Origin of the sequence: Azospirillum himalayense (assembly GCF_042657465.1) — a bacterium.
Lineage (GTDB): Bacteria > Pseudomonadota > Alphaproteobacteria > Azospirillales > Azospirillaceae > Azospirillum > Azospirillum himalayense.
The window spans coordinates 24,618-43,961 of sequence record NZ_JBHSLC010000011.1 but is presented as its reverse complement, the minus strand read 5'-3'; the positions used below and the strand labels follow the sequence as shown (position 1 = coordinate 43,961).

15 protein-coding genes are annotated in these 19,344 nt (G+C 69.5%); 14 read left to right on the top strand and 1 reads right to left on the bottom strand.

Annotation, left to right across the window (positions count from 1 at the left end):
- Positions 1 to 97: 97 nt before the first annotated feature.
- Entirely contained in the window at positions 98 to 517 is a 420-nt protein-coding gene (locus tag ACFPMG_RS09080; RefSeq protein WP_376994839.1) for a cupin domain-containing protein, read from the top strand.
- Between the two features lie 332 nt (positions 518 to 849).
- Positions 850 to 1,464: a hypothetical protein gene (locus tag ACFPMG_RS09075; protein ID WP_376994837.1), complete on the top strand. Its 615-nt coding sequence runs from the start codon at positions 850 to 852 to the stop codon at positions 1,462 to 1,464.
- A gap of 111 nt (positions 1,465 to 1,575) precedes the next feature.
- On the opposite strand, the gene ACFPMG_RS09070 is transcribed toward ACFPMG_RS09075, so the two are convergent.
- Complete coding sequence (locus ACFPMG_RS09070; protein WP_014241108.1) at positions 1,576 to 1,836, bottom strand: DUF3126 family protein; 261 nt, start codon at positions 1,834 to 1,836, stop codon at positions 1,576 to 1,578.
- 279 nt (positions 1,837 to 2,115) lie between these two features.
- Between ACFPMG_RS09070 and ACFPMG_RS09065 the strand changes: the two genes are divergently transcribed.
- The 12 genes from ACFPMG_RS09065 (at position 2,116) to urtB (ending at position 19,343) form a co-directional block, all read left to right on the top strand.
- The gene (locus ACFPMG_RS09065) at positions 2,116 to 4,863 is read left to right on the top strand and encodes an SUMF1/EgtB/PvdO family nonheme iron enzyme (protein ID WP_376994836.1); all 2,748 of its coding nucleotides are present in this window, start codon (positions 2,116 to 2,118) and stop codon (positions 4,861 to 4,863) included.
- Positions 4,864 to 5,105: 242 nt separating this feature from the next.
- Positions 5,106 to 7,394 carry an SH3 domain-containing protein gene (locus ACFPMG_RS09060; RefSeq protein WP_376994835.1) on the top strand — a complete coding sequence of 763 codons (2,289 nt, stop codon included), beginning with the start codon at positions 5,106 to 5,108 and terminating at the stop codon, positions 7,392 to 7,394.
- 115 nt (positions 7,395 to 7,509) lie between these two features.
- Positions 7,510 to 8,187, top strand: a complete 678-nt coding sequence (locus ACFPMG_RS09055) for a TetR family transcriptional regulator (RefSeq protein ID WP_376994834.1) — start codon at positions 7,510 to 7,512, stop codon at positions 8,185 to 8,187.
- A gap of 170 nt (positions 8,188 to 8,357) precedes the next feature.
- Entirely contained in the window at positions 8,358 to 9,230 is an 873-nt protein-coding gene (locus ACFPMG_RS09050) for an ABC transporter permease (RefSeq protein ID WP_376994833.1), read from the top strand.
- 52 nt (positions 9,231 to 9,282) lie between these two features.
- Positions 9,283 to 10,281 carry an ABC transporter substrate-binding protein gene (locus ACFPMG_RS09045; protein ID WP_035675146.1) on the top strand — a complete coding sequence of 333 codons (999 nt, stop codon included), beginning with the start codon at positions 9,283 to 9,285 and terminating at the stop codon, positions 10,279 to 10,281.
- A gap of 26 nt (positions 10,282 to 10,307) precedes the next feature.
- A complete protein-coding gene (locus ACFPMG_RS09040; protein ID WP_014241100.1) occupies positions 10,308 to 11,132 on the top strand; it encodes an ABC transporter ATP-binding protein in 825 nt (274 codons plus the stop codon).
- A gap of 185 nt (positions 11,133 to 11,317) precedes the next feature.
- Positions 11,318 to 12,610, top strand: coding sequence for a hypothetical protein (locus ACFPMG_RS09035; RefSeq protein ID WP_376994832.1), 1,293 nt, complete (start codon positions 11,318 to 11,320; stop codon positions 12,608 to 12,610).
- Between the two features lie 20 nt (positions 12,611 to 12,630).
- Positions 12,631 to 13,782 (top strand): Gfo/Idh/MocA family protein, encoded by a 1,152-nt coding sequence (locus ACFPMG_RS09030; RefSeq protein ID WP_038526728.1) that lies wholly within the window; start codon positions 12,631 to 12,633, stop codon positions 13,780 to 13,782.
- Positions 13,783 to 13,796: 14 nt separating this feature from the next.
- On the top strand, positions 13,797 to 14,969 hold the full coding sequence (locus ACFPMG_RS09025; RefSeq protein ID WP_376994831.1) for a dihydrodipicolinate synthase family protein: 1,173 nt from the start codon (positions 13,797 to 13,799) through the stop codon (positions 14,967 to 14,969).
- A 173-nt stretch (positions 14,970 to 15,142) separates the two neighbouring features.
- Positions 15,143 to 16,006, top strand: a complete 864-nt coding sequence (locus tag ACFPMG_RS09020; RefSeq protein WP_376994830.1) for a sugar phosphate isomerase/epimerase family protein — start codon at positions 15,143 to 15,145, stop codon at positions 16,004 to 16,006.
- Positions 16,007 to 16,219: 213 nt separating this feature from the next.
- Positions 16,220 to 17,539, top strand: coding sequence for an urea ABC transporter substrate-binding protein (urtA, locus tag ACFPMG_RS09015; RefSeq protein ID WP_376994829.1), 1,320 nt, complete (start codon positions 16,220 to 16,222; stop codon positions 17,537 to 17,539).
- 199 nt (positions 17,540 to 17,738) lie between these two features.
- The gene (gene urtB, locus ACFPMG_RS09010) at positions 17,739 to 19,343 is read left to right on the top strand and encodes an urea ABC transporter permease subunit UrtB (RefSeq protein ID WP_376994828.1); all 1,605 of its coding nucleotides are present in this window, start codon (positions 17,739 to 17,741) and stop codon (positions 19,341 to 19,343) included.
- Position 19,344: the final 1 nt, after the last annotated feature.

The following is a 19,344-nucleotide window of genomic DNA, read 5'->3' as shown; positions in this document are numbered from 1 at the left end:
TGCATCCGCCGCAATGGCGCCGTGCGCGGCGGGGGTATGCCGTATACGCGGCTTTCGGTCATACTCGATGCAATCAATGAGGATGGGAGGAAACGGCATGTCCAAGAACGACGCGCCTGCGAATGATTCGGTGACGTTTGCGGTCAGCCACGCCGATCCGGCGGACTTCACGCGCGACGGGCTGCGGCCCTTCTTCGAGTACCGCGACCTGGGCATCCGCGCCGCCACGGCGGGCAAGGCAAACGCCCACGTCATCCGCGCCCGCCCCGGCGAGCCGTCGCACGGCGGCTGGCACCGGCACGCGCTGGATTTCCAGATGGTCTACGTGCTGAAGGGCTGGGTGAAGTTCGCCTACGAAGGCGTGGGGGAGGTGCTGTTGCAGGCCGGCTCCTGCGTGCACCAGCCGCCGGGCATCCGGCATGTGGAGATCGCGCATTCCGACGATCTGGAGATGCTGGAGATCACGCTTCCCGCCGACTTCCCGACCGAGGGGGCCGAAGCACCCGCTGGGGAATGACGTCCGCCAAAAAAGTGCCGGTCGCACCCGTCGCGGAAACGACGGTGCGGCCGGCCAGATGCTTTGGAGGAATCGCCGCCATGGCCACAGGGAACGACGCGGCCACGGGACGCTTCGTTGCAGAGGAAAGCAATGCCCATGCCAGCGCTTGGGTGGGCTCCCAAAGCCGGTTTTCCCTGCTTTCGGGGAGGGCCTCCGGATCGCACCTGTCTGGAAGACTGGACAGGTGACCGGATCGCTGGACAGGCGGGTTGGGCGCCGCTGTTCTGGCATGTTGGGCGCGTCGAGGGTATTAGGGCGGTGTGTGGCGGCGTGATGAGGATGCGGACGGGATGCCCGAGGTCGAGATCTCCCGCGAGGACAAGGGGCAGGCGACGGTGTTCGAGGCGTCGCCGTCCAGCGTGCCGCCCCAGCGCTACGCCCATCTGCTCTACGCCGCCCTGCTGCTGGCCGGTTTCGTCGTGGTGGCCGAACTGACGCTGGAGCCGACGGCCTCGATGCTGCGCTGGCTGGGAATCCTGTGCGCGGTGCCGCTTCTGCTGATGTGGGTGATCACGCTGCTGCGGGCGGCGCGGCGCAGCGCCGTGCGGCTGGTCGTGGCGCCGGACGGATTGACCGCCCATGGGCAGCTTGTCCCCCACGACACGATCCGTGGGGTGGCGCTCTACCCGCCGCAGGGCAAACGCCCGCTGTTCGTGGCACGCATCCAGACGATGACCTTGCAGCAGCACCAAAAGGAACTGGCGCTGGCCGGCGGGGATGTGGATGCGGAGGAGGACGGAAAACCGGGGAAGGGCCGTCGGCGGCGTGCCGGCTACCGGCTGCTTCTGCTGCGCCGGAACCATCTGCCGGCGCTGGTCCTGGTGCGCGGCCTTACCCTGTCGGGCGGCGAGACGCTGATGGCCGGGCTGGCCGCGGAACTGCGCCGCCACAGCCGACCGGGCTGACATTCCTCAAGATTTCTATCAGCCCTCAAGATTTCTATCGGCGCGCGCAAGCGCCCCTCCCGCCGCGGGGCGGGAGAGGACCGCGCTGGAAGGACGCCGGAAGGGCGTGACTCAGCGACGGGCCGTCGGGGCTGCCGGCAGGTCTTCTTCCAAGATGACGACGTGCAGGGCGTAGGAGACCTCACCCTCGTCCACGTCGCGGTGCAGGGTGCCGACGAACTCGTCGCCCAGCATGACCTCCGCGGACTGGCCGGCCTTCTCGGGCGGCTGGATGATGATCTTGTCGTTGCCGAGCGTCTTGCGCAGATAGCTCTGCACACGGGCGATTTCGGTTTCGGTCATCTTGGCGACCGTCGGCTTGGCGGGCGGCATGGCATGATCCCTGTGTTGTCGAAGGGGTCATATAGAAACCTTTCGGGCAAAGGGAAAGCACAACATCGCCCCGGATCGCCCCGGATCGCCCCGGAACGCGCATTCGCCGCACCGCCCGCCGCAGGCTCCGTCTTTCTTGCGGGGGACCATACCCCCGCCTGTGGTGAGCCCTTAGCCGGTTTTGTCCTCTTGTTCCTGGGGGCGCGGCCAAATACTGCATGGATTGGAATGTGGGGGCGTCCTCGCTCCGCCGTCCGGTGACCATGGCATGGGGTGCCCATGGCTGCACGCCTTCGCCGTTTCGTTTCGTGCCGCTTCGTCCTGGCGCTGACCGCCGGCCTGCTGCTGGCCGTGGCGGCGTGGGCCGTGCCCGGTCTGGCCGCCACCGCGCCGGAGCAACGCATCGCCCTGGTCATCGGCGTCGGCGCCTACCGCCACGCCACCGAACTGCCCAACCCGCGCAACGACGCCCGCGCCATGTCGGCGGCTTTGCGCAAGATGGGCTTCGCGGTGGAGGAGCGCTACGACCTCGACAACCGCGGCATGGCCGAGGCGTTGCGTGGCTTCGGCATCCAGGCGGCGCAGGCCGATGTGGCGCTGCTCTATTTCGCCGGGCACGGCATGCAGGTCGGCGGCACCAATTTCCTGATCCCTGCCGACGCGCGGCTGGAGCGCGAGCGCGATCTGGTCTACGAGGCGCTGCCGCTGAACCTGCCGATGGGCGAGCTGGCCCAGGCGCGCAAGCTGGGCATCCTGATCCTGGACGCCTGCCGCAACAATCCCTTCGCCGACCGGCTGGTGCGGTCCGGCACCAAGCGGACGGAGGTGCATTCCGGCTTCGCCCGCATCGACGACACGCCGACCGACACGCTGGTCGCCATGGCCACCCGCGCCGACGCGGTGGCCGAGGACGGGCAGGGCGACCACAGCCCCTACACCGCGTCGCTCTTGAAGAACTTCGACGTGCCGGGGCTGGAGCTGAGCCTGTTCTTCCGCCGCGTGCGCGATGACGTGATGCAGATCACCCAGGGCCGGCAGGAGCCTTTCCTCTATGGCTCGCTCGGGGCCGCCCCCTTCTACTTCAACCCGTTGCCGGAGAACCGGCCGCCGCAGCTCGCCGCCTTCAAGACGCTGGAGGTGTTCGACCGCGGCGGGACGGAGGGGCTGGGCATCGCGCGGCCCAGCGATCCCGACAACGACCAGCTCTTCGCCCAGGTGACCGGCCTGCCGCGCGGCGGCGGGGTGCGCATCGGCGACCGGGTGGTGCTGATCGGCGACTATCTGACGCTCGACCAGCTCACCGCCGCGACCTTTCGCGCCGATGCCACCCACCTCGGCGACGCCGGTAGCTTCGAGTTCGCGGTGATGGACGGGCGCGGCGGGGTGGCGCGGGGTGCCGTGCCGATCCTCATCAAGCCGAGCAACCGCCCGCCGGTCGCCGTCGCCGAGCGCAGCGTGCGCGCCGTGGTCAACAGCCTGCGGCTGGAGGTGCCGACCGACCCGGACGGCGACCCGCTGACCTTCACCGTCAGCGCCGTGCCGGAGCGCGGCAAGGTCCACGACGGCACCACCCCGCTGAAGCCGGGCGACAAGCTGGCTCCGGAGCGGCTGACCGCCCTGACCTTCGATCCGGAACGGGCGCCGGCGGGCCGCGCCGGGGTGTTCAGCGTGCTGGTCGAGGACGGGCGCGGCGGACGCACGACGATGAGCACGCTGCTGGAGGTCGAGGAGGCCGGAGCCGCCCCGCCGCAGGCCGATCTGGAGGAGTCGCTGTGGCGCCGCGTGCGCGACAGCCGCGACGCCGACGCGCTCGACGCCTTCCTGCGGCTGTTCGGCACCGGTCCCTTCGCCGCCCCGGCGCGGGACCGGCTGAACCGGCTGCGCGCCGAGTCGGCCAAGGTCGCGGCGGCGTCTCCAACGGGAGGGGCGGGGAGCAGCGGGTCGTCTGGCAATGGTGCGGGCAATGGAGCGCCCGGCGGCAAGGCGACTCCGCCGCCGGAACTCCAGCTCGACACCGCCGGAGAGGGTATGTATGTGGCCGTCGCCGACGCGGAGCTGCGCGCCGGGCCGGACGCGCGGTCGGAGCGGGTCGGCGCCCTCGCCAAGGACGGCGCGGTGCGGGTGCTGGGCCGGGTGGCCGACGCCGACTGGTACCGGGTGGCCCTGGATGACGGCACTCAGGGTGGTGTGCAGGGCTTCGTCCGCGGTCCCGCGCTGCGTCCCGCCGGGCCGGAGGACCGCCAGCGGCTGGCGCTCGCCGCACCGGCCCAGCCGGGGGGCTCACAGGGGCGGGCGCAGGGCAACGGCAGCAGCTTCCAGGATTGCCCGGCCTGCCCGCCGATGATGCGCATTCCCGCCGGCAGCTTCGTCATGGGCAGCGAGCGCGGCGACGCCAGCCAGCGCCCACCCCGCCGCGTCACCTTCGCCCGGCCCTTCGCCATCGGGGTCTACGAGGTGACGGTCGCCAACTGGCGGGCTTGCGTGGAAGGCGGCGGTTGCGCCGCCATGCCGCGGATGCGCAATCCCTCCGACGACACACCGGTCCACAACATCCATGTCGAGGACGCGCTGGCCTACACGGAATGGCTGAGCCGCAAGACCGGCCAGCGCTACCGCCTGCCGAGCGAGGCCGAGTGGGAGTATGCGGCGCGCGGCGGCAGCGCGGCACGCTTCGCCTGGGGGGACAGCCTGACGCCGGGGGCGCGGCTGGCCAACTGCCGCGACTGCGGCGGGGCCGCCGACCGCTCCCTGCCGGTGCCGGTCGGCAGCTTCCAGCCCAACGCCTTCGGTCTCTACGACACCAGCGGCGGCGTGGCGGAGTGGGCCGCCGACTGCTGGAATCCCGGCTACAAGGGCGCCCCGACGGACGGCAGCGCCTGGACGGAGGGCGACTGCCGCAAGCGGGTGCTGCGCGGTGGCTCCTGGCGGGACGGGCAGGACGCCATCGCCGTCACCGCCCGCATCGGCTACGACGCCGACGTGCGCTATTTCGCCGATGGGTTGCGGGTCGCCCGCGACCTCAACTGACTCCGCTCGCGTTCGTTGGTGGGACGCACCGTCGGCGGAAGGGACCGCGGCGCCCCCGAAATTGCAGAAATCGGTGTTGGGCCAATGCGCTAGACTTGGCCGTTCAAGGTTCGGCGATCCGCGAGCCGGACGGCCCGAAAACGGGAGGCCGGCGGTTGCTTCGACCAAATTCGTTACAGCCGCCGCGGCCTGAGACTCCCTAAAGGGGTGGCCAAAGACAAGATCAGGTGGAGGGTATCGACGTGTTGCGCTGGCCCCGGAGCGCCGTTTGGACTGTTGCGCTGGTTCTGGTGACGGCGAACGTTGCCTTTGCCCCCCTGGCGTTCGCCGACGACAAGCGCGTCGCGCTGGTGATCGGCAACGCGCAGTATCAGGAAGGCGGCCCAGCCGTTGGGGTTGGCGCCAACGCGGCCGTCGTCGCCGACGCGCTGCGCCGCGCCGGCTTCACCGTCACGGCCGCCGAGAACCTCGACCACCGCGGCATGGTCGCGGCGCTGAGCCGGTTCCAGGACGCGCTGGGGCAGGCCGATCTGGGGTTCCTTTACTATTCCGGCGTGGCGCTGAGCCTGTCGGCCAAGGGTTTCCTGGTGCCGGTTGACGCCAAGCCCGGCTCCGAATACGACGTGATCTTCGATACCGTCGAGCTGGACTACGCGCTGAAGGAGATCCAGCGCAGCGGGCGCAAAGCCGTCGCCGTGTTCGACCCGGTGCCCGCCCACCCGCTGGCCGACCGGCTGGCGGCGGCGATGGGCGAAGAAGGGCGGTCCGTGAAGCCGGCGCTGGCGGCTCCGGCGGCGCTCGACAACCTGTTCGTCGTCTACTCGCACCGGCCCGGCACGCCGCCCGCGACGGCGGCCGGCAAGGGGGCGGACGTTTTCTCCACCGCCCTGGCGCAGGAGATGGTGAAGCCCGGCGTGCCGCTGCGCGACGCGCTGGCCGAGGTCGCCCGCACCGTCGTCGGGCGCACCCGCGGGACGCAGCACCCCTGGCTCCAGGACCGGCTGGGCGCCGATCTCGTGCTGGTGCCCGGCCCGCGCGCGCCGTCCTCTCCCATCGTCGCCCGGACGGAGGAGGCGCCGCCCGCCGTGGAGGCGACGGCCCCCGAACCCAAGCTGGTGGAACCCAAGCCGCTGCCGCAGCGGCCGGAGGAGAGGCCGGCGGCCCCGGCGGTCGCCGAGGTCGAGGTGGACCCGCTGAACGAGAAGCGGGTGGTGACGCGCGACACCAACCTGCGCGCCGGTCCCGACACCAAGGCGGCGGTCGTCGGCACGCTGCGCCACGACACCGAGGTGGCGGTGACCGGGCGGACCCGGCGCAACGGCGGCTGGCTGCGCGTCGAGCAGGACGGCAAGACCGGCTTCGCCTTCGCCAGCAACCTCGCCAAGCCCGAGGAGGTGGCGGTGGCCTCCGCCCAGCAGCCGCCGCAACCCCAGTCACCGGCGGCCCTGACGCCCGGCGTCTACACGGTGGCGCGCGACGCCAACCTGTTCGCCCGTCCGGTGCTGGGCGCCCGCAGCCTGCGCGATCTGGAACAGGGGCAGCGGGTGACGCTGCTCCAGGCGGCGCCCGACTCCGGCTGGGTGCTGGTGCGGGATTCGTCAGGGCAGGAGGGGTATGTCACCACCGGGACGCTGGCGGGCCGGTCAGGCGAGGCGGTGTCCATGGGCGGTGCGGCGGGCGGTGCGGCGCCCAGCGCCTACCCGCCGCCCACGGTGGTTCGCAACGACGTCGATCCGGTGGCCGGCGCGCTGTCCGGAACGACCGGCCCGACGCGGCTGGCCGCTCTTCCCGAGGGTGGTGGGGAAAGCGCCGGGGGGCGTTCCACCTCCGGCGTGGACCCGGTCGCCGCCGGGCTGGCCGAGCCCTACCGCGACGCCGTACAGGCGGGCCGCAACGCCGCCGCCCGCGCCGCCCGGTCCGCCACCGCCGGGCGCGGGGCGGAGGCGAAGGCGCGCGAGGCCCAGGCCGCCGCCCGCCGCGCCGCCGGTCAGGCCCGCAGCGGGGACTCGGGCTACGGAGTGCACCGCTTCCCCAACGGCGACGTCTATGAGGGGGCGTGGAACCGCGGGCTGGGCAACTTCTCCCTTCAGGGCACGATCAGCCGCAACGGCGTCGGCGTTTACCGCTTCGCCAACGGGCAGGTTTATGAGGGGGAGTGGAAGGACGACCAGATGTCCGGCTACGGCGTCCTCGGCTTCCCCTCCGGCGACCGCTTCGAGGGAACCTTCGTGAGCGCCGTTCCGAACGGGCCGGGCGTCTACCGCTTCGCCAACGGTGACTCCTACGCGGGCGAGGTCCGCCAGGGCCGCGTGGACGGCCATGGTGAACTGGCCTTCACCAACGGAGAGCGGTTCAACGGCGTGGTGGTGGACCGGCTTCCGGCGGGGCCGGGCGAGTTGTCGATGCGCGGCGGCACCCGCCATGTCGGACAGTTCCGCGGCGGCATCCAGGACGGTCCGGGAGCGGCCATCGACGCCGCCGGCGCGATGCAGCCCGGCATCTGGCGCGGCGCGACGTTGCTGAGCCGGTAACGCCCCTCTCCCGGGGCGGGAGAGGGAACGCGTCTTTCCGTTTCGGCTGATATGCTCCACATTGGAACGCATTGCGGCTCACCCTCCGGCCGCGCCATGCGAGGACCCGGCCTGGATGGACACGCTGACCGACCCGAAGAAGACCGCTTCCACAGCCAAGCCGGCCAAGCCCGCGAAGGTCACCCGCGACCCGGAGGGCACCCGCGCGCGCATCCTCGCCGCCGCGACGGAGGAGTTCGCGCGCTATGGGCTGGGCGGCGCCCGCGTGGAGCGGATCGCCGAGGTCGCCGGCACCAACAAGCGCATGCTCTACTACCATGTCGGCAACAAGGAGAGCCTGTATCTGGCGGTGCTGGAAGGCGCCTACGCGCACATCCGCGCCACCGAACGCACGCTGAGTCTGGAGACGCTGGACCCGCCCGCCGCCATCGCACGGCTGATCCACTTCACTTGGCAGTATTTCCTCGACCATCCCGAGTTCATGGCGCTGCTGAACATCGAGAACCTGCACCGGGCGGAGTTGCTGAAGACCTCCGACAAGGTCCACGCCATGCATTCGCCCTTCGTGCAGATGATCGCCGACGTGCTGGCGCGCGGCGTCGCCACCGGAATCTTCCGGGCGGGGGTGGACCCGGTGCAGCTCTACATCTCCATCGCCGGGCAGTCCTACTTCTACCTGTCCAACGTCCACACCCTGTCGGTCATCTTCGGCCGCGACCTGCTGGCCGAGGAAGCCAAGGCGGAGCGGCTGGACCATATGGTGGAGCTGATCCTGTCGTCGCTGCGGGCGTGAAGCCGCTGGTGCTTTCAGGCCGGTGGTTTCACCATGAATAATCCGCATACCTGACCATCCGTCCTACCTCTTTGGCAGGGTTGACCGCTTTGCCGCGCCGGGCTTACTTTTAACCAGCCGGTTAAAAGAGCGCCTCACTTCGGCGCCGCAACGACCGGGGAGGAGGAGCGATGGCTGTCGATGCGGCGGCTCACGGGAATGCATCCCGTGGCGGTCCCGCTTCGGGAACGGCGGCGCGACGGGGCGGGGCGGGTGCCACGCTGCTGCGTCTGCTCAATTCCGGCTGGTTCCGGCCGGTGCTGTTCCTGGTGGTCCTGACCGTCCTGTGGGACCTGTCGGTGCGGATCTTCGCGATCCCGCCCTATCTGATACCGAAACCGGGTGACGTGGCCTTGGCGCTCGCCGCGGATTGGGACCAGCTCCTGGCGGCGTCGGTGCCGACCACGCTGGCGACCTTGGGCGGCTTCACCCTGTCGGTGCTGTTCGGCATTCCCATCGCCATGCTGATCGCCGGGTCGAAGACGGTGGAATCCTACGTCTACCCGCTGCTGGTCTTTTCGCAGTCGATCCCGAAGGTCGCCATCGCGCCGCTGTTCGTGGTGTGGTTCGGCTTCGGGCTGCTGCCCAAGGTGATTTCCGCCTTCCTGCTGGCTTTCTTCCCCATTGTCGTGTCGGCGGTGCAGGGCTTCAAGTCAGTGGACGGCGACATGATGGACCTCGCCAAGTCCATGAAGGCGACGCGCCTTCAGACCTTCCGCATGGTCAGCCTGCCGCACGCCCTGCCGGCCATCTTCGCCGGCCTGAAGGTGTCGATCACGCTGGCCGTGGTGGGCGCCGTGGTGGGCGAGTTCGTGGGGGCGAATTCCGGCATCGGCTTCGTCCTGCAGCGCTCCATCGGCAATTTCGAACTTCCCCTGATGTTCGCGGCCCTGGTGGTGCTGGCGTTGATCGGGGTGGTGCTTTTCTGGGTCATCGACGTGATCGAGCGGCTCGCCATCCCCTGGCACGCGAGCCAACGCCACAACTACATCCCGACGTCGTAACGCCGACAACAAAACCAACAGCGACGCCGGACACACTTCGGGAGGAGACGAGATGAAACGGACGCTCTTCGCGGCGCTCTGCGCCCTCACCGCCACGACGCTTCCGGCCCAGGCCGCGGACAAGGTCGTGCTGATGCTGAACTGGTACGTGTATGGCGAGCACGCGCCCTTCTACTACGGCAAGGACAAAGGCCTGTACGAGGCCGAGGGCATCGACCTGGAAATCCAGGAGGGCCGCGGGTCGGCGGTGACGACCCAGGCGGTGGCCGCGAAGACCGTCGATTTCGGCTACGTCGACGTGCCGACCATGATGAAGGCGGCGGTGAAGGGCGCCCCGGTCACCTCGCCCGGCGTGCTGCTCCAGACCAGCCCGATGTCGGCCATGGGCTTCACCGACAAGAACATCCGCAAGCCCGAGGACATCAAGGGCAAGACCGTCGCCATGACGCCGGGCGACAGCATGTCCCAGATCTGGCCGCTGTTCCTGAAGAAGACCGGCCTCAAGGACAGCGACTTCCGCGTCGTGTCGGGCGATGCCCAGACCAAGCTGAACGCCGTCATCAACGGGCAGGCGGACCTGCTGCTGGGCTACGTCATGGACCAGAGCATGAAGATCAAGGACGCCACCGGCAAGTCGGTGACGCCGATCCGCTTCGCCGACTACGGCGTCAACATGGTCTCCTCCGGCATCATCGCCCATACCGAGACGCTGAAGGACAAGCCGGACCTCGTGAAGCGCTTCATGGCCGCCACGACCAAGGCGGTCGAAGGGGCGGAGAAGAACCCGAAGGAAGCGGTGGCCGCCATCCTCAAGGCCAACCCCAAGGGCGGCCAGGAAGCCACCCTGCTGGAGGGCTTCGAGCTGACCACGCCGCTCTACCGCACGGCGGAGACCAAGGGGCAGCGGCCCTTCCGCGTCACCGACGCCAACATGGCCGAGACCGTGGACCTGCTGGTCGAGTACGGCGGCCTGGACGCCGCGGCGAAGAAGAACCCGAAGGCCTTCTACACCCGCGACTTCCTCCCCGATCCCGCCGCGGCGGGCCAGTGAGGCCGAACGGACAGGAGAGCAGGGACATGGCTCAGCCCCAGTTGAAAGTCGTCGGATCTGCCGAAACGGCCCGCCTGTCGCAGAAGACCCTGATCCAGATCGACGGCGTGACCAAGACCTACCGCACCCGCGACGGGGAGGTGCCGTCCCTGCGCCCGATCACCTTCGACGTGCGGGACGGCGAGTTCCTGGTGGTGGTCGGCCCGTCCGGCTGCGGCAAGTCCACGCTGCTGAAGCTGGTCGCCGGCCTGCTGCCGGTCAGCGAGGGCGCCATCACCATCGAAGGCACCACGGTGACCGAGCCGCACGACGACGTGGGCATCGTGTTCCAGAGCCCGGTGCTGCTCGCCTGGCGGACGGTGCTGCGCAACATCATGATGCCGGTGGAGGTCCGCGGCCTGCCGCGCGACAAGTACCTGGAGCGCGCCCGCGCGCTGATCCGCATGACCGGGCTGGAGGGGTTCGAGAACAAGTACCCCTGGCAGCTCTCCGGCGGCATGCAGCAGCGCGCCTCGCTGTGCCGGGCGCTGGTCCACGACCCGAAGATCCTGCTGATGGACGAGCCGTTCGGCGCGCTCGACGCCATGACGCGGGAGAAGATGAACGTTGAGCTGCAGCGCATCCAGCACGAGACGGGCAAGACGGTGCTGCTGATCACCCACTCGATCCCCGAGGCGGTGTTCCTGGCCGACCGGGTGATGGTGATGTCGGAGCGTCCCGGCGCCATCGCCGCGACCTACGAGGTGCCGCTGCCCCGCCCGCGCTCGCTGGATGTCATGGGCCACCCGGTCTTCATCGAGCTGACCCAGCGCATCCGGGCGCATTTCAACGCCCAAGGGCATCTGGACTGAGGGGGCGTGTGGTGATGGCGAAGGATTTCCCCCACCCTGACCCTCCCCCGCTGGGCGGGGGAGGGGATTGGTCCCTCTCCCGCGAAGCGGGGGAGGGAAGGGGCCCGCGAAGCGGGAAGGGTGGGGGCAATGCACCCCTCCTCACCATCCGCGCCATCGACCTCTATGAACGCCCCGTCCGCTTCGTGAAGCCCTTCCGCTTCGGCAGCGTGACGGTGGAGGCGGCCCCCCAGGCCTTCGTCCGTGCCCTGGTCCATGTGGACGGCGTCGGCGAGGCGTGGGGCGGCACCGCCGAGATGATGATGCCGAAGTGGTTCGACAAACGCCCGGACCGCAGCCCGGACGAGACGGTGGACGGTCTGCGCCGCTCCCTGCGCCTCGCCCGCGACGCCTACGCGACGGACCGTGCCGACACCGCCTTCGGGCACCACGCGGCGGCTTATGAAATCCAGCGGGCGGCCTGCCGCGCCGCCGGGCTGCCCGACCTGACCGCCGCCTACGGGCCGGCGCTGATCGACAAGGCGGTGCTGGACGGGCTGCTGCGGGTTCTGAATACGGATTTTGTCACCGGCATGCGGACGAACCGCGCCGGGATCGACGCGCGGCTGACTCCGGATCTGGCGGGCTTCGACCTGGATGGCTTCCTCGCCGGGCTGGAGCCGCGGCCGTCCGTGGCGCTCCGCCACACGGTCGGGCTGCTCGACGAGCCGGTGGCCCTGCGCGACCTGCTGGCGCGGGAGCGGCTGAGCCGCTTCAAGATCAAGCTGGCCGGCGATCCGTCCGCCGACCTCGCGCGCCTAGCCGAAATCGCCGGCGTGCTCGACACGGCGGCGGGCGACTACCGCGCCACGCTGGACGGCAACGAACAATACGCGGACGCGGCGGCCCTCGCCGCTTTCATGGATGGGCTGGAGCGCGAGCCGGCGCTGGCCGGCTTCCGCGGACGCCTGCTCTACATCGAACAGCCGGTGGCGCGGGAGCGCGCGCTCGGCGCGCCACTGGGCGCGGTGGCGGAGCGCATCCCCTTCATCATCGACGAGTCCGACGACGGCTACGACGCCTTCCCGCGCGCCCGCGCCGCCGGCTACCGCGGCGTGTCGTCCAAGTCCTGCAAGGGTCTCTACAAGGCCGTCCTGAACCGGGCGCGCTGCGCCGCCTGGGGCGCGCCGCACTTCGTCGCCGCGGAGGACCTGACCTGTCAGGCCGGGCTGGCGGTGCAGCAGGACACGGCGCTGGTCGCGCTGCTCGGCATCGCCGACGCGGAGCGCAACGGCCACCAGTACGGAAATGGCTTTGACGGAGCGCCGGAGGCCGACGCCTTCCTCGACGCGCATCCCGGCTTCTACACCCGGCGGGACGGCACCGTCCGCCTCGCCACGGCGGGCGGCAGCCTGCCGACCGAAACCCTGGCCGTCCCCGGCTTCGCCAGCGCGGCGCAGCCCCGGTGGGACCGCCTGTCCCCTCTGCAGAACGAATAATCCCCTAGGGAGTCCCCGACATGAGCACGAAGCGCCTTGGTATCATCATGCATGGCGTGACCGGCCGCATGGGCATGAACCAGCATCTGATCCGGTCGATCCTCGCCATCCGGGCGCAAGGCGGCGTCACGCTGTCCGACGGGTCCCGCGTCATGCCGGACCCCATCCTGGTCGGGCGTAACGCCGAGAAGATCCGCGAGCTGGCCCAGCGCCACGGCGTGGAGCGCTGGACCGACAATCTGGACGCGGCCCTGGCGAACCCCGACGACACGATCTTCTTCGACGCCGGCACCACCCAGATGCGGCCCACGCTGCTGGAGGCGGCAATCCGCGCCGGCAAGCACGTCTATTGCGAGAAGCCCATCGCCACCAACCTGGAGGAGGCGCTGCGCGTCGTCCGGCTGGCCGAGGAGGCCGGGGTGAAGAACGGCACCGTTCAGGACAAGCTGTTCCTGCCCGGCCTGCAGAAGCTGAAGATGCTGCGCGACAGCGGCTTCTTCGGGAAGATCCTCTCGGTGCGCGGCGAGTTCGGCTATTGGGTGTTCGAGGGCGACTGGCAGCCGGCGCAGCGCCCCTCCTGGAACTACCGGGAGGAGGACGGCGGCGGCATCATCCTCGACATGGTCTGCCACTGGCGCTACGTGCTCGACAACCTGTTCGGTCAGGTCAAGAGCGTCTCCTGCCTCGGCGCCATCCACATCCCGGAGCGCTGGGACGAGCAGGGCAAGCGCTATCAGGCCACCGCCGACGACGCGGCCTACGCCACCTTCGAGCTGGAGGGCGGAGTCATCGCCCACATCAACTCCTCCTGGGCGACGCGGGTGTACCGCGACGATCTGGTGACCTTCCAGGTGGACGGCACCCACGGCTCGGCCGTCGCGGGCTTGAGCGACTGCGTGATCCAGCCGCGCCAGGGCACGCCGCGCCCGGTGTGGAACCCGGACCAGAAGCAGACCATGGACTTCTACGCGACGTGGCAGCCGGTGCCCGACAACCAGCCGACCGACAACGGCTTCAAGACGCAGTGGGAATCCTTCATCCGCCACGTCGTCGAGGACGCCCCCTTTGACCACGGCCTGATCGAGGGCGCCAAGGGGGTGCAGCTCGTCGAGGCCGCGCTGAAGAGCTGGAAGGAGCGCCGCTGGGTCGACGTTCCCTCGCTGACCGCCTGACCGGAGTTCGCACTATGGCACTGACCATCAAGCTGCCGCGCGCCGACCGGTCATTGGAGGCTTACGAGGTGGCCCCCGCGCGGGGCTTCCCCGCCCGCACCGACCGGCCCTTGAACCGCGTGGCCTACGCCGCCGCGCACATGGTGGCCGACCCGCTGGCCGACAACGACCCCTGGCTGACCCCGGCCATCGACTGGGACCGCACCATCGCCTTCCGCGAGCATCTGTGGGACCTGGGCTTCGGCGTGGCCGAGGCGATGGACACCGCGCAGCGCGGCATGGGGCTGGACTGGAACGCCTCGCTGGAGCTGATCCGGCGCTCCCTGACCGCGGCGAAGGCGCGCGGCAACGCGCTGATCGCCTGCGGGGCCGGCACCGACCATCTGGCGCCGGAGGACGCCCGCTCCCTCGACGACGTGATCCGCGCTTATGAGACGCAGGTCGCCGCGGTCGAGGACCTTGGCGGGCGGGTGATCCTGATGGCGTCGCGCGCGCTCGCCCGCGTGGCCAAAGGGCCGGACGACTATGTCCGGGTTTACAGCCGCATCCTCTCCCAGGTGCGCAGCCCGGTGATCATCCACTGGCTGGGCGACATGTTCGACCCGGCGCTGGCCGGTTACTGGGGAACCAACGACTTCCCGGTGGCCCTCGACACGGCGGTTGGCATCATCAACGACTTCGCGGCCAAGGTCGACGGGGTGAAGATCTCCCTGCTCGACAAGGACAAGGAGATCGTCATGCGCCGCCGGCTGGCCCCTGGCGTGCGCATGTACACCGGCGACGACTTCAACTACGCGGAGCTGATCGCCGGCGACGGGGAAGGCCATTCCGACGCGCTGCTGGGCATCTTCGACGCCATCGCCCCGGCGGCGGCGGCGGCCTTGGCCGAGCTGGCGGCGGGCGAGGAGGGGCGCTTCCACGAGATTCTGGAGCCGACCGTCCCGCTGTCCCGCCACATCTTCAAGGCGCCGACCCGCTTCTACAAGACCGGGGTGGTCTTCATGGCCTACCTGAACGGCCACCAGGACCATTTCACGATGATCGGCGGGCAGGAGGGCACGCGCTCCACCCAGCATCTGGCCGAGATCTTCCGGCTGGCCGACAAGGCCGGGCTGCTGCGCGACCCGGAGGAGGCGGTGTGGCGCATGGCCGACGTCCTGGCCGTCCGCGGCATCGAGGCGGTGTGAGGATAACTCCCTCTCCCGTCCCGGGAGAGGGAAGGGGCCCGCGCCGTGCGCGGGAAGGGTGAGGGTGCCGCCAAGGATCAGTGCGTCGATCCTCGAACGACCCTCACCCGCCCGCTGTCGCGGGCACCCTCTCCCGGGGCGGGAGAGGGGATTTCGCAATAAGGACCAGGATCATGCGCGACTTCTCCGGCGATCATCGCTGGCTGTCCATCAACACGGCCACGGTGCGCAAGCAGGGCGACCTTCTGCAGATCTTCGACGCCTGCGCCCGCCACGGCATCCGCGCCGTCTCCCCCTGGCGGGATCAGGTGGCCGCGGTGGGGCTGGACCGCGCCGTGCGGGCCGTGAAGGAGCTGGGGCTGGAACTGTCCGGCTACTGCCGCGGCGGCATGTTCCCTGCCGATCCCGACCGCCGGGCCGAGGTGCGCGACGACAACCGCCGCGCGGTGGACGAGGCGGTGGCGCTGGGTGCCCCCTGCCTCGTGCTGGTCGTCGGCGGGCTGCCGCAATTCTCCCGCCCCGGCTCCCCGCCGTCCAAGGACATCGCCATGGCCCGCGCCCAGGTGGAGGACGGCATCGCCGAACTGCTGGAGCACGCCCGCGCCGCCGGGATGCCGCTCGCCATCGAGCCGCTGCACCCGATGTACGCCGCCGATCGCGCCTGCGTGAACACGATGCGCCACGCGCTCGACCTCTGCGACCGGCTGGACCCGCAGGGAACCGGCGCGCTGGGCGTGGCGTTGGACGTCTACCATGTCTGGTGGGACCCGGAACTGGAGGCGCAGATCCGCCGGGCGGGCCGGAATCGCCTGTGTGCCTTCCATGTGTGCGATTGGCTGGTGCCGACCGCCGACCTGCTGGAGGACCGGGGCATGATGGGCGACGGAATGATTGATATACCAATGATCCGTGGTTGGGTGGAAGCCGTTGGATTCCAAGGCTATTCCGAGGTCGAAATATTCTCGCGCCGCTGGTGGGCACGACCTTTGGATGAGGTGCTGTCGGTCTGTGTCGAACGGCATCGGTCTTCGGTGTGAGCGGCTGCCTAAAAATCAGCCATTTCGGCGGAAGTGAGTAAAATTCGATCATAAAAAGGCAGGCATGCATAATTCGTAAGCGAATACTGGGCTGCAAATCGCTGCGGATTCCTTGAACGGCTCTCCTGCCGACGTGTCGTGGCATCACATTTGCGAAGGATACCTCCGGGCGCCTGAGGCGGGCGCCAGACCAAAGAACGGGGGGTATTCACAATGTTGAAGACGGGGTTCCAGTCGGGCTTCAAGACCGGTCGCACCCTTGCGGCGGCCGCGGGTCTTGCCGTCACGTTCGCCGCGGGCTTCGCCGCCCCGGCGTCGGCCCAGGACACCATCAAGGTCGGCATCCTCCATTCCCTGTCGGGCACCATGGCGATCAGCGAGACCACGCTGAAGGACGTCATGCTGATGCTCATCGAAGAGCAGAACAAGAAGGGCGGCGTTCTCGGCAAGAAGCTGGAGCCGGTCGTCGTCGATCCCGCCTCCAACTGGCCCCTGTTCGCCGAGAAGGCGCGCGAGCTGGTCAGCAAGGACAAGGTGGCCGCGGTGTTCGGCTGCTGGACCTCGGTCAGCCGCAAGTCCGTCCTGCCGGTGTTCGAGGAGCTGAACAGCATCCTGTTCTACCCGGTGCAGTATGAGGGCGAGGAGTCCTCGCGCAACGTCTTCTACACCGGCGCCGCCCCGAACCAGCAGGCGATCCCCGCCGTCGACTATCTGGCGGAAAAGGAAGGCGTGCAGCGCTGGGTGCTGGCCGGCACCGACTACGTCTACCCGCGCACGACCAACAAGATCCTGGAGACCTACCTGAAGTCCAAGGGCGTGAAGTCCGAGGACATCATGATCAACTACACGCCGTTCGGCCATGCCGACTGGCAGAACATCGTCGCCGATATCAAGAAGTTCGGTTCCGCCGGCAAGAAGACCGCCGTCGTCTCGACCATCAACGGCGACGCCAACGTCCCCTTCTACAAGGAGCTGGGCAACCAGGGCGTCAAGGCGCAGGACATCCCGGTCGTCGCCTTCTCCGTGGGTGAGGAGGAACTGGCCGGCATCGACACCAAGCCGCTGGTCGGCCATCTCGCCGCCTGGAACTACTTCATGTCGGTGGATACGCCGGAGAACGGCGACTTCATCAAGAAGTGGCAGGCCTACACCAAGAACGACAAGCGCGTCACCAACGACCCGATGGAGGCCCACTACATCGGCTTCAACATGTGGGTGAAGGCGGTCGAGAAGGCCGGCACCACCGACAGCAACGCGGTGATCGACAGCCTCGTCGGCGTCGCCGTGCCGAACCTGACCGGCGGCTACTCGGCCATGCTGCCGAACCACCACATCACCAAGCCGGTGCTGATCGGCGAGGTGCAGGAGAACGGCCAGTTCGAGACCGTCTCCAAGACGCCGGGCCTCGTGGCCGGCGACGAGTGGTCGGACTTCCTGCCGGACAGCAAGGACCTGATCTCCGATTGGCGCGCCCCGATGTCCTGCGGCAACTTCAACGTGAAGACCGGCAAGTGCGGTGGCAAGGGGTCGTGAGGACCGTTTGAACGCCTCCTGGTGACTGGCTGCGTGATGCCCCCTCCCTAACCCTCCCCCGCTGGGCGGGGGAGGGGACTATGGCTCCCTCTCCTGCGAAGCGGGGGAGGGAAGGGGCCCGCGAAGCGGGAAGGGTGGGGGCAGCCCCTTCCCACTCAAAAACGCCCCCAACGACTTCCGACACATCACAGGAACCGCGATGCACCGCGCATTCTGCTGGCTGCTGGCCGCGTTTCTGGCGCTGGCCGCACCATCCGCCTTCGCCGCCGATCTGGCACCGCTGGTCCGCGGCCTGGGCGCCGGCAGTTACGCCGAGACCGAAAAGGCCATCGCCGGGCTGGCCGAGACGGGCGATCCCGCCGTCGTGCCGGTGATCGAGGCCCTCCAGGCCGGCGACCTGCACGTCCGCAAGGCGGACGGCGCCGTGGTCGTCGCCAAGCGCGCCGGCAATGGTTACGCCCTGACCGACCCGTTGACCGGCGCCGCGCTGGGCGAGGCGGACCGCAACGCGGTCGAGAAGATCCGCATCAACAACGCCCTGCGCCGCACGATCAGCGCGACTCTCGGCGCGCTCACCCTGATGAGCCCCGACGCCAACACGCGCCGGCAGGCCGCCGAGGCGGTGTTCAAGAGCCGCGACGCCAGCGCGCTGGACGCGCTGAACACGGCGCTGTCCAAGGAAACCGACGAGCGCGTCCGTCGCGCGATGACCCAGGCGCGGGCCTCCGTCCTGCTGGCCGGGGAGGCGCCCGACGCCGACAAGATCGCCGCCGTCGCGGTGCTTCAGGAGCGCGGCGACCAGGACGCGCGGGCCCTGCTGAACGGCGCTGCCAACACTGGAAGCGACGCGGTGAAGGACGCCGCGACGAAGGCCATCGCGTCCGTCGAGCAGCGGCTCGCTCTGTGGGGCGCCGCCCAGAACCTGTGGTACGGCCTGTCGCTCGGCTCGGTGCTGCTGCTGGCGGCGATCGGGCTGGCCGTCACCTTCGGCGTTATGGGCGTGATCAACATGGCGCACGGCGAGATGGTGATGATCGGCGCCTATGCCACCTTCCTGGTGCAGGAGGCCTTCCGCCAGTGGGCGCCGGGCCTGTTCGACTTCTCCATCCTGGTGGCGCTTCCCGTCGCCTTCCTGGTCTCCGGCGCGGTCGGCGTCGCCATCGAGCGCAGCGTGATCCGCTGGCTCTACGGGCGCCCGCTCGAAACGCTGCTGGCGACCTGGGGCCTGTCGCTGGCGCTCCAGCAGGCGGTGCGCTCCATCTTCGGACCGACCAACCGCGAGGTCGGCGCCCCGTCCTGGATGTCCGGCGCCTTCGAGCTGGGCGGGCTGACCATCACCTACGGGCGGCTGTGGATCGTCGTCTTCGCCTTCCTGGTCTTCGGCGCGCTTCTGGTGGCGCTGCGCAAGACGTGGTTCGGGCTGAGCATCCGCGCCGTCACCCAGAACCGCAGCATGGCCAACGCCATGGGCATCCGCACCGCGCGGGTGGACGCGCTGACCTTCGGGCTCGGCTCCGGCATCGCCGGGCTGGCCGGCGTGGCGCTGAGCCAGATCGACAACGTCAGCCCCAACCTGGGCCAGGGCTACATCATCGACAGTTTCATGGTCGTGGTGTTCGGCGGGGTGGGCAACCTGTGGGGAACGCTGGTCGGCGCGCTGGCGCTCGGCGGCGTCAACAAGTTCCTGGAGCCCTACGCGGGCGCGGTGCTGGGCAAGATCCTGGTGCTGATCTTCATCATCCTGTTCATCCAACGGCGTCCGCGCGGCCTGTTCGCGCTGAAGGGCCGGGCGGTGGAGGCCTGAT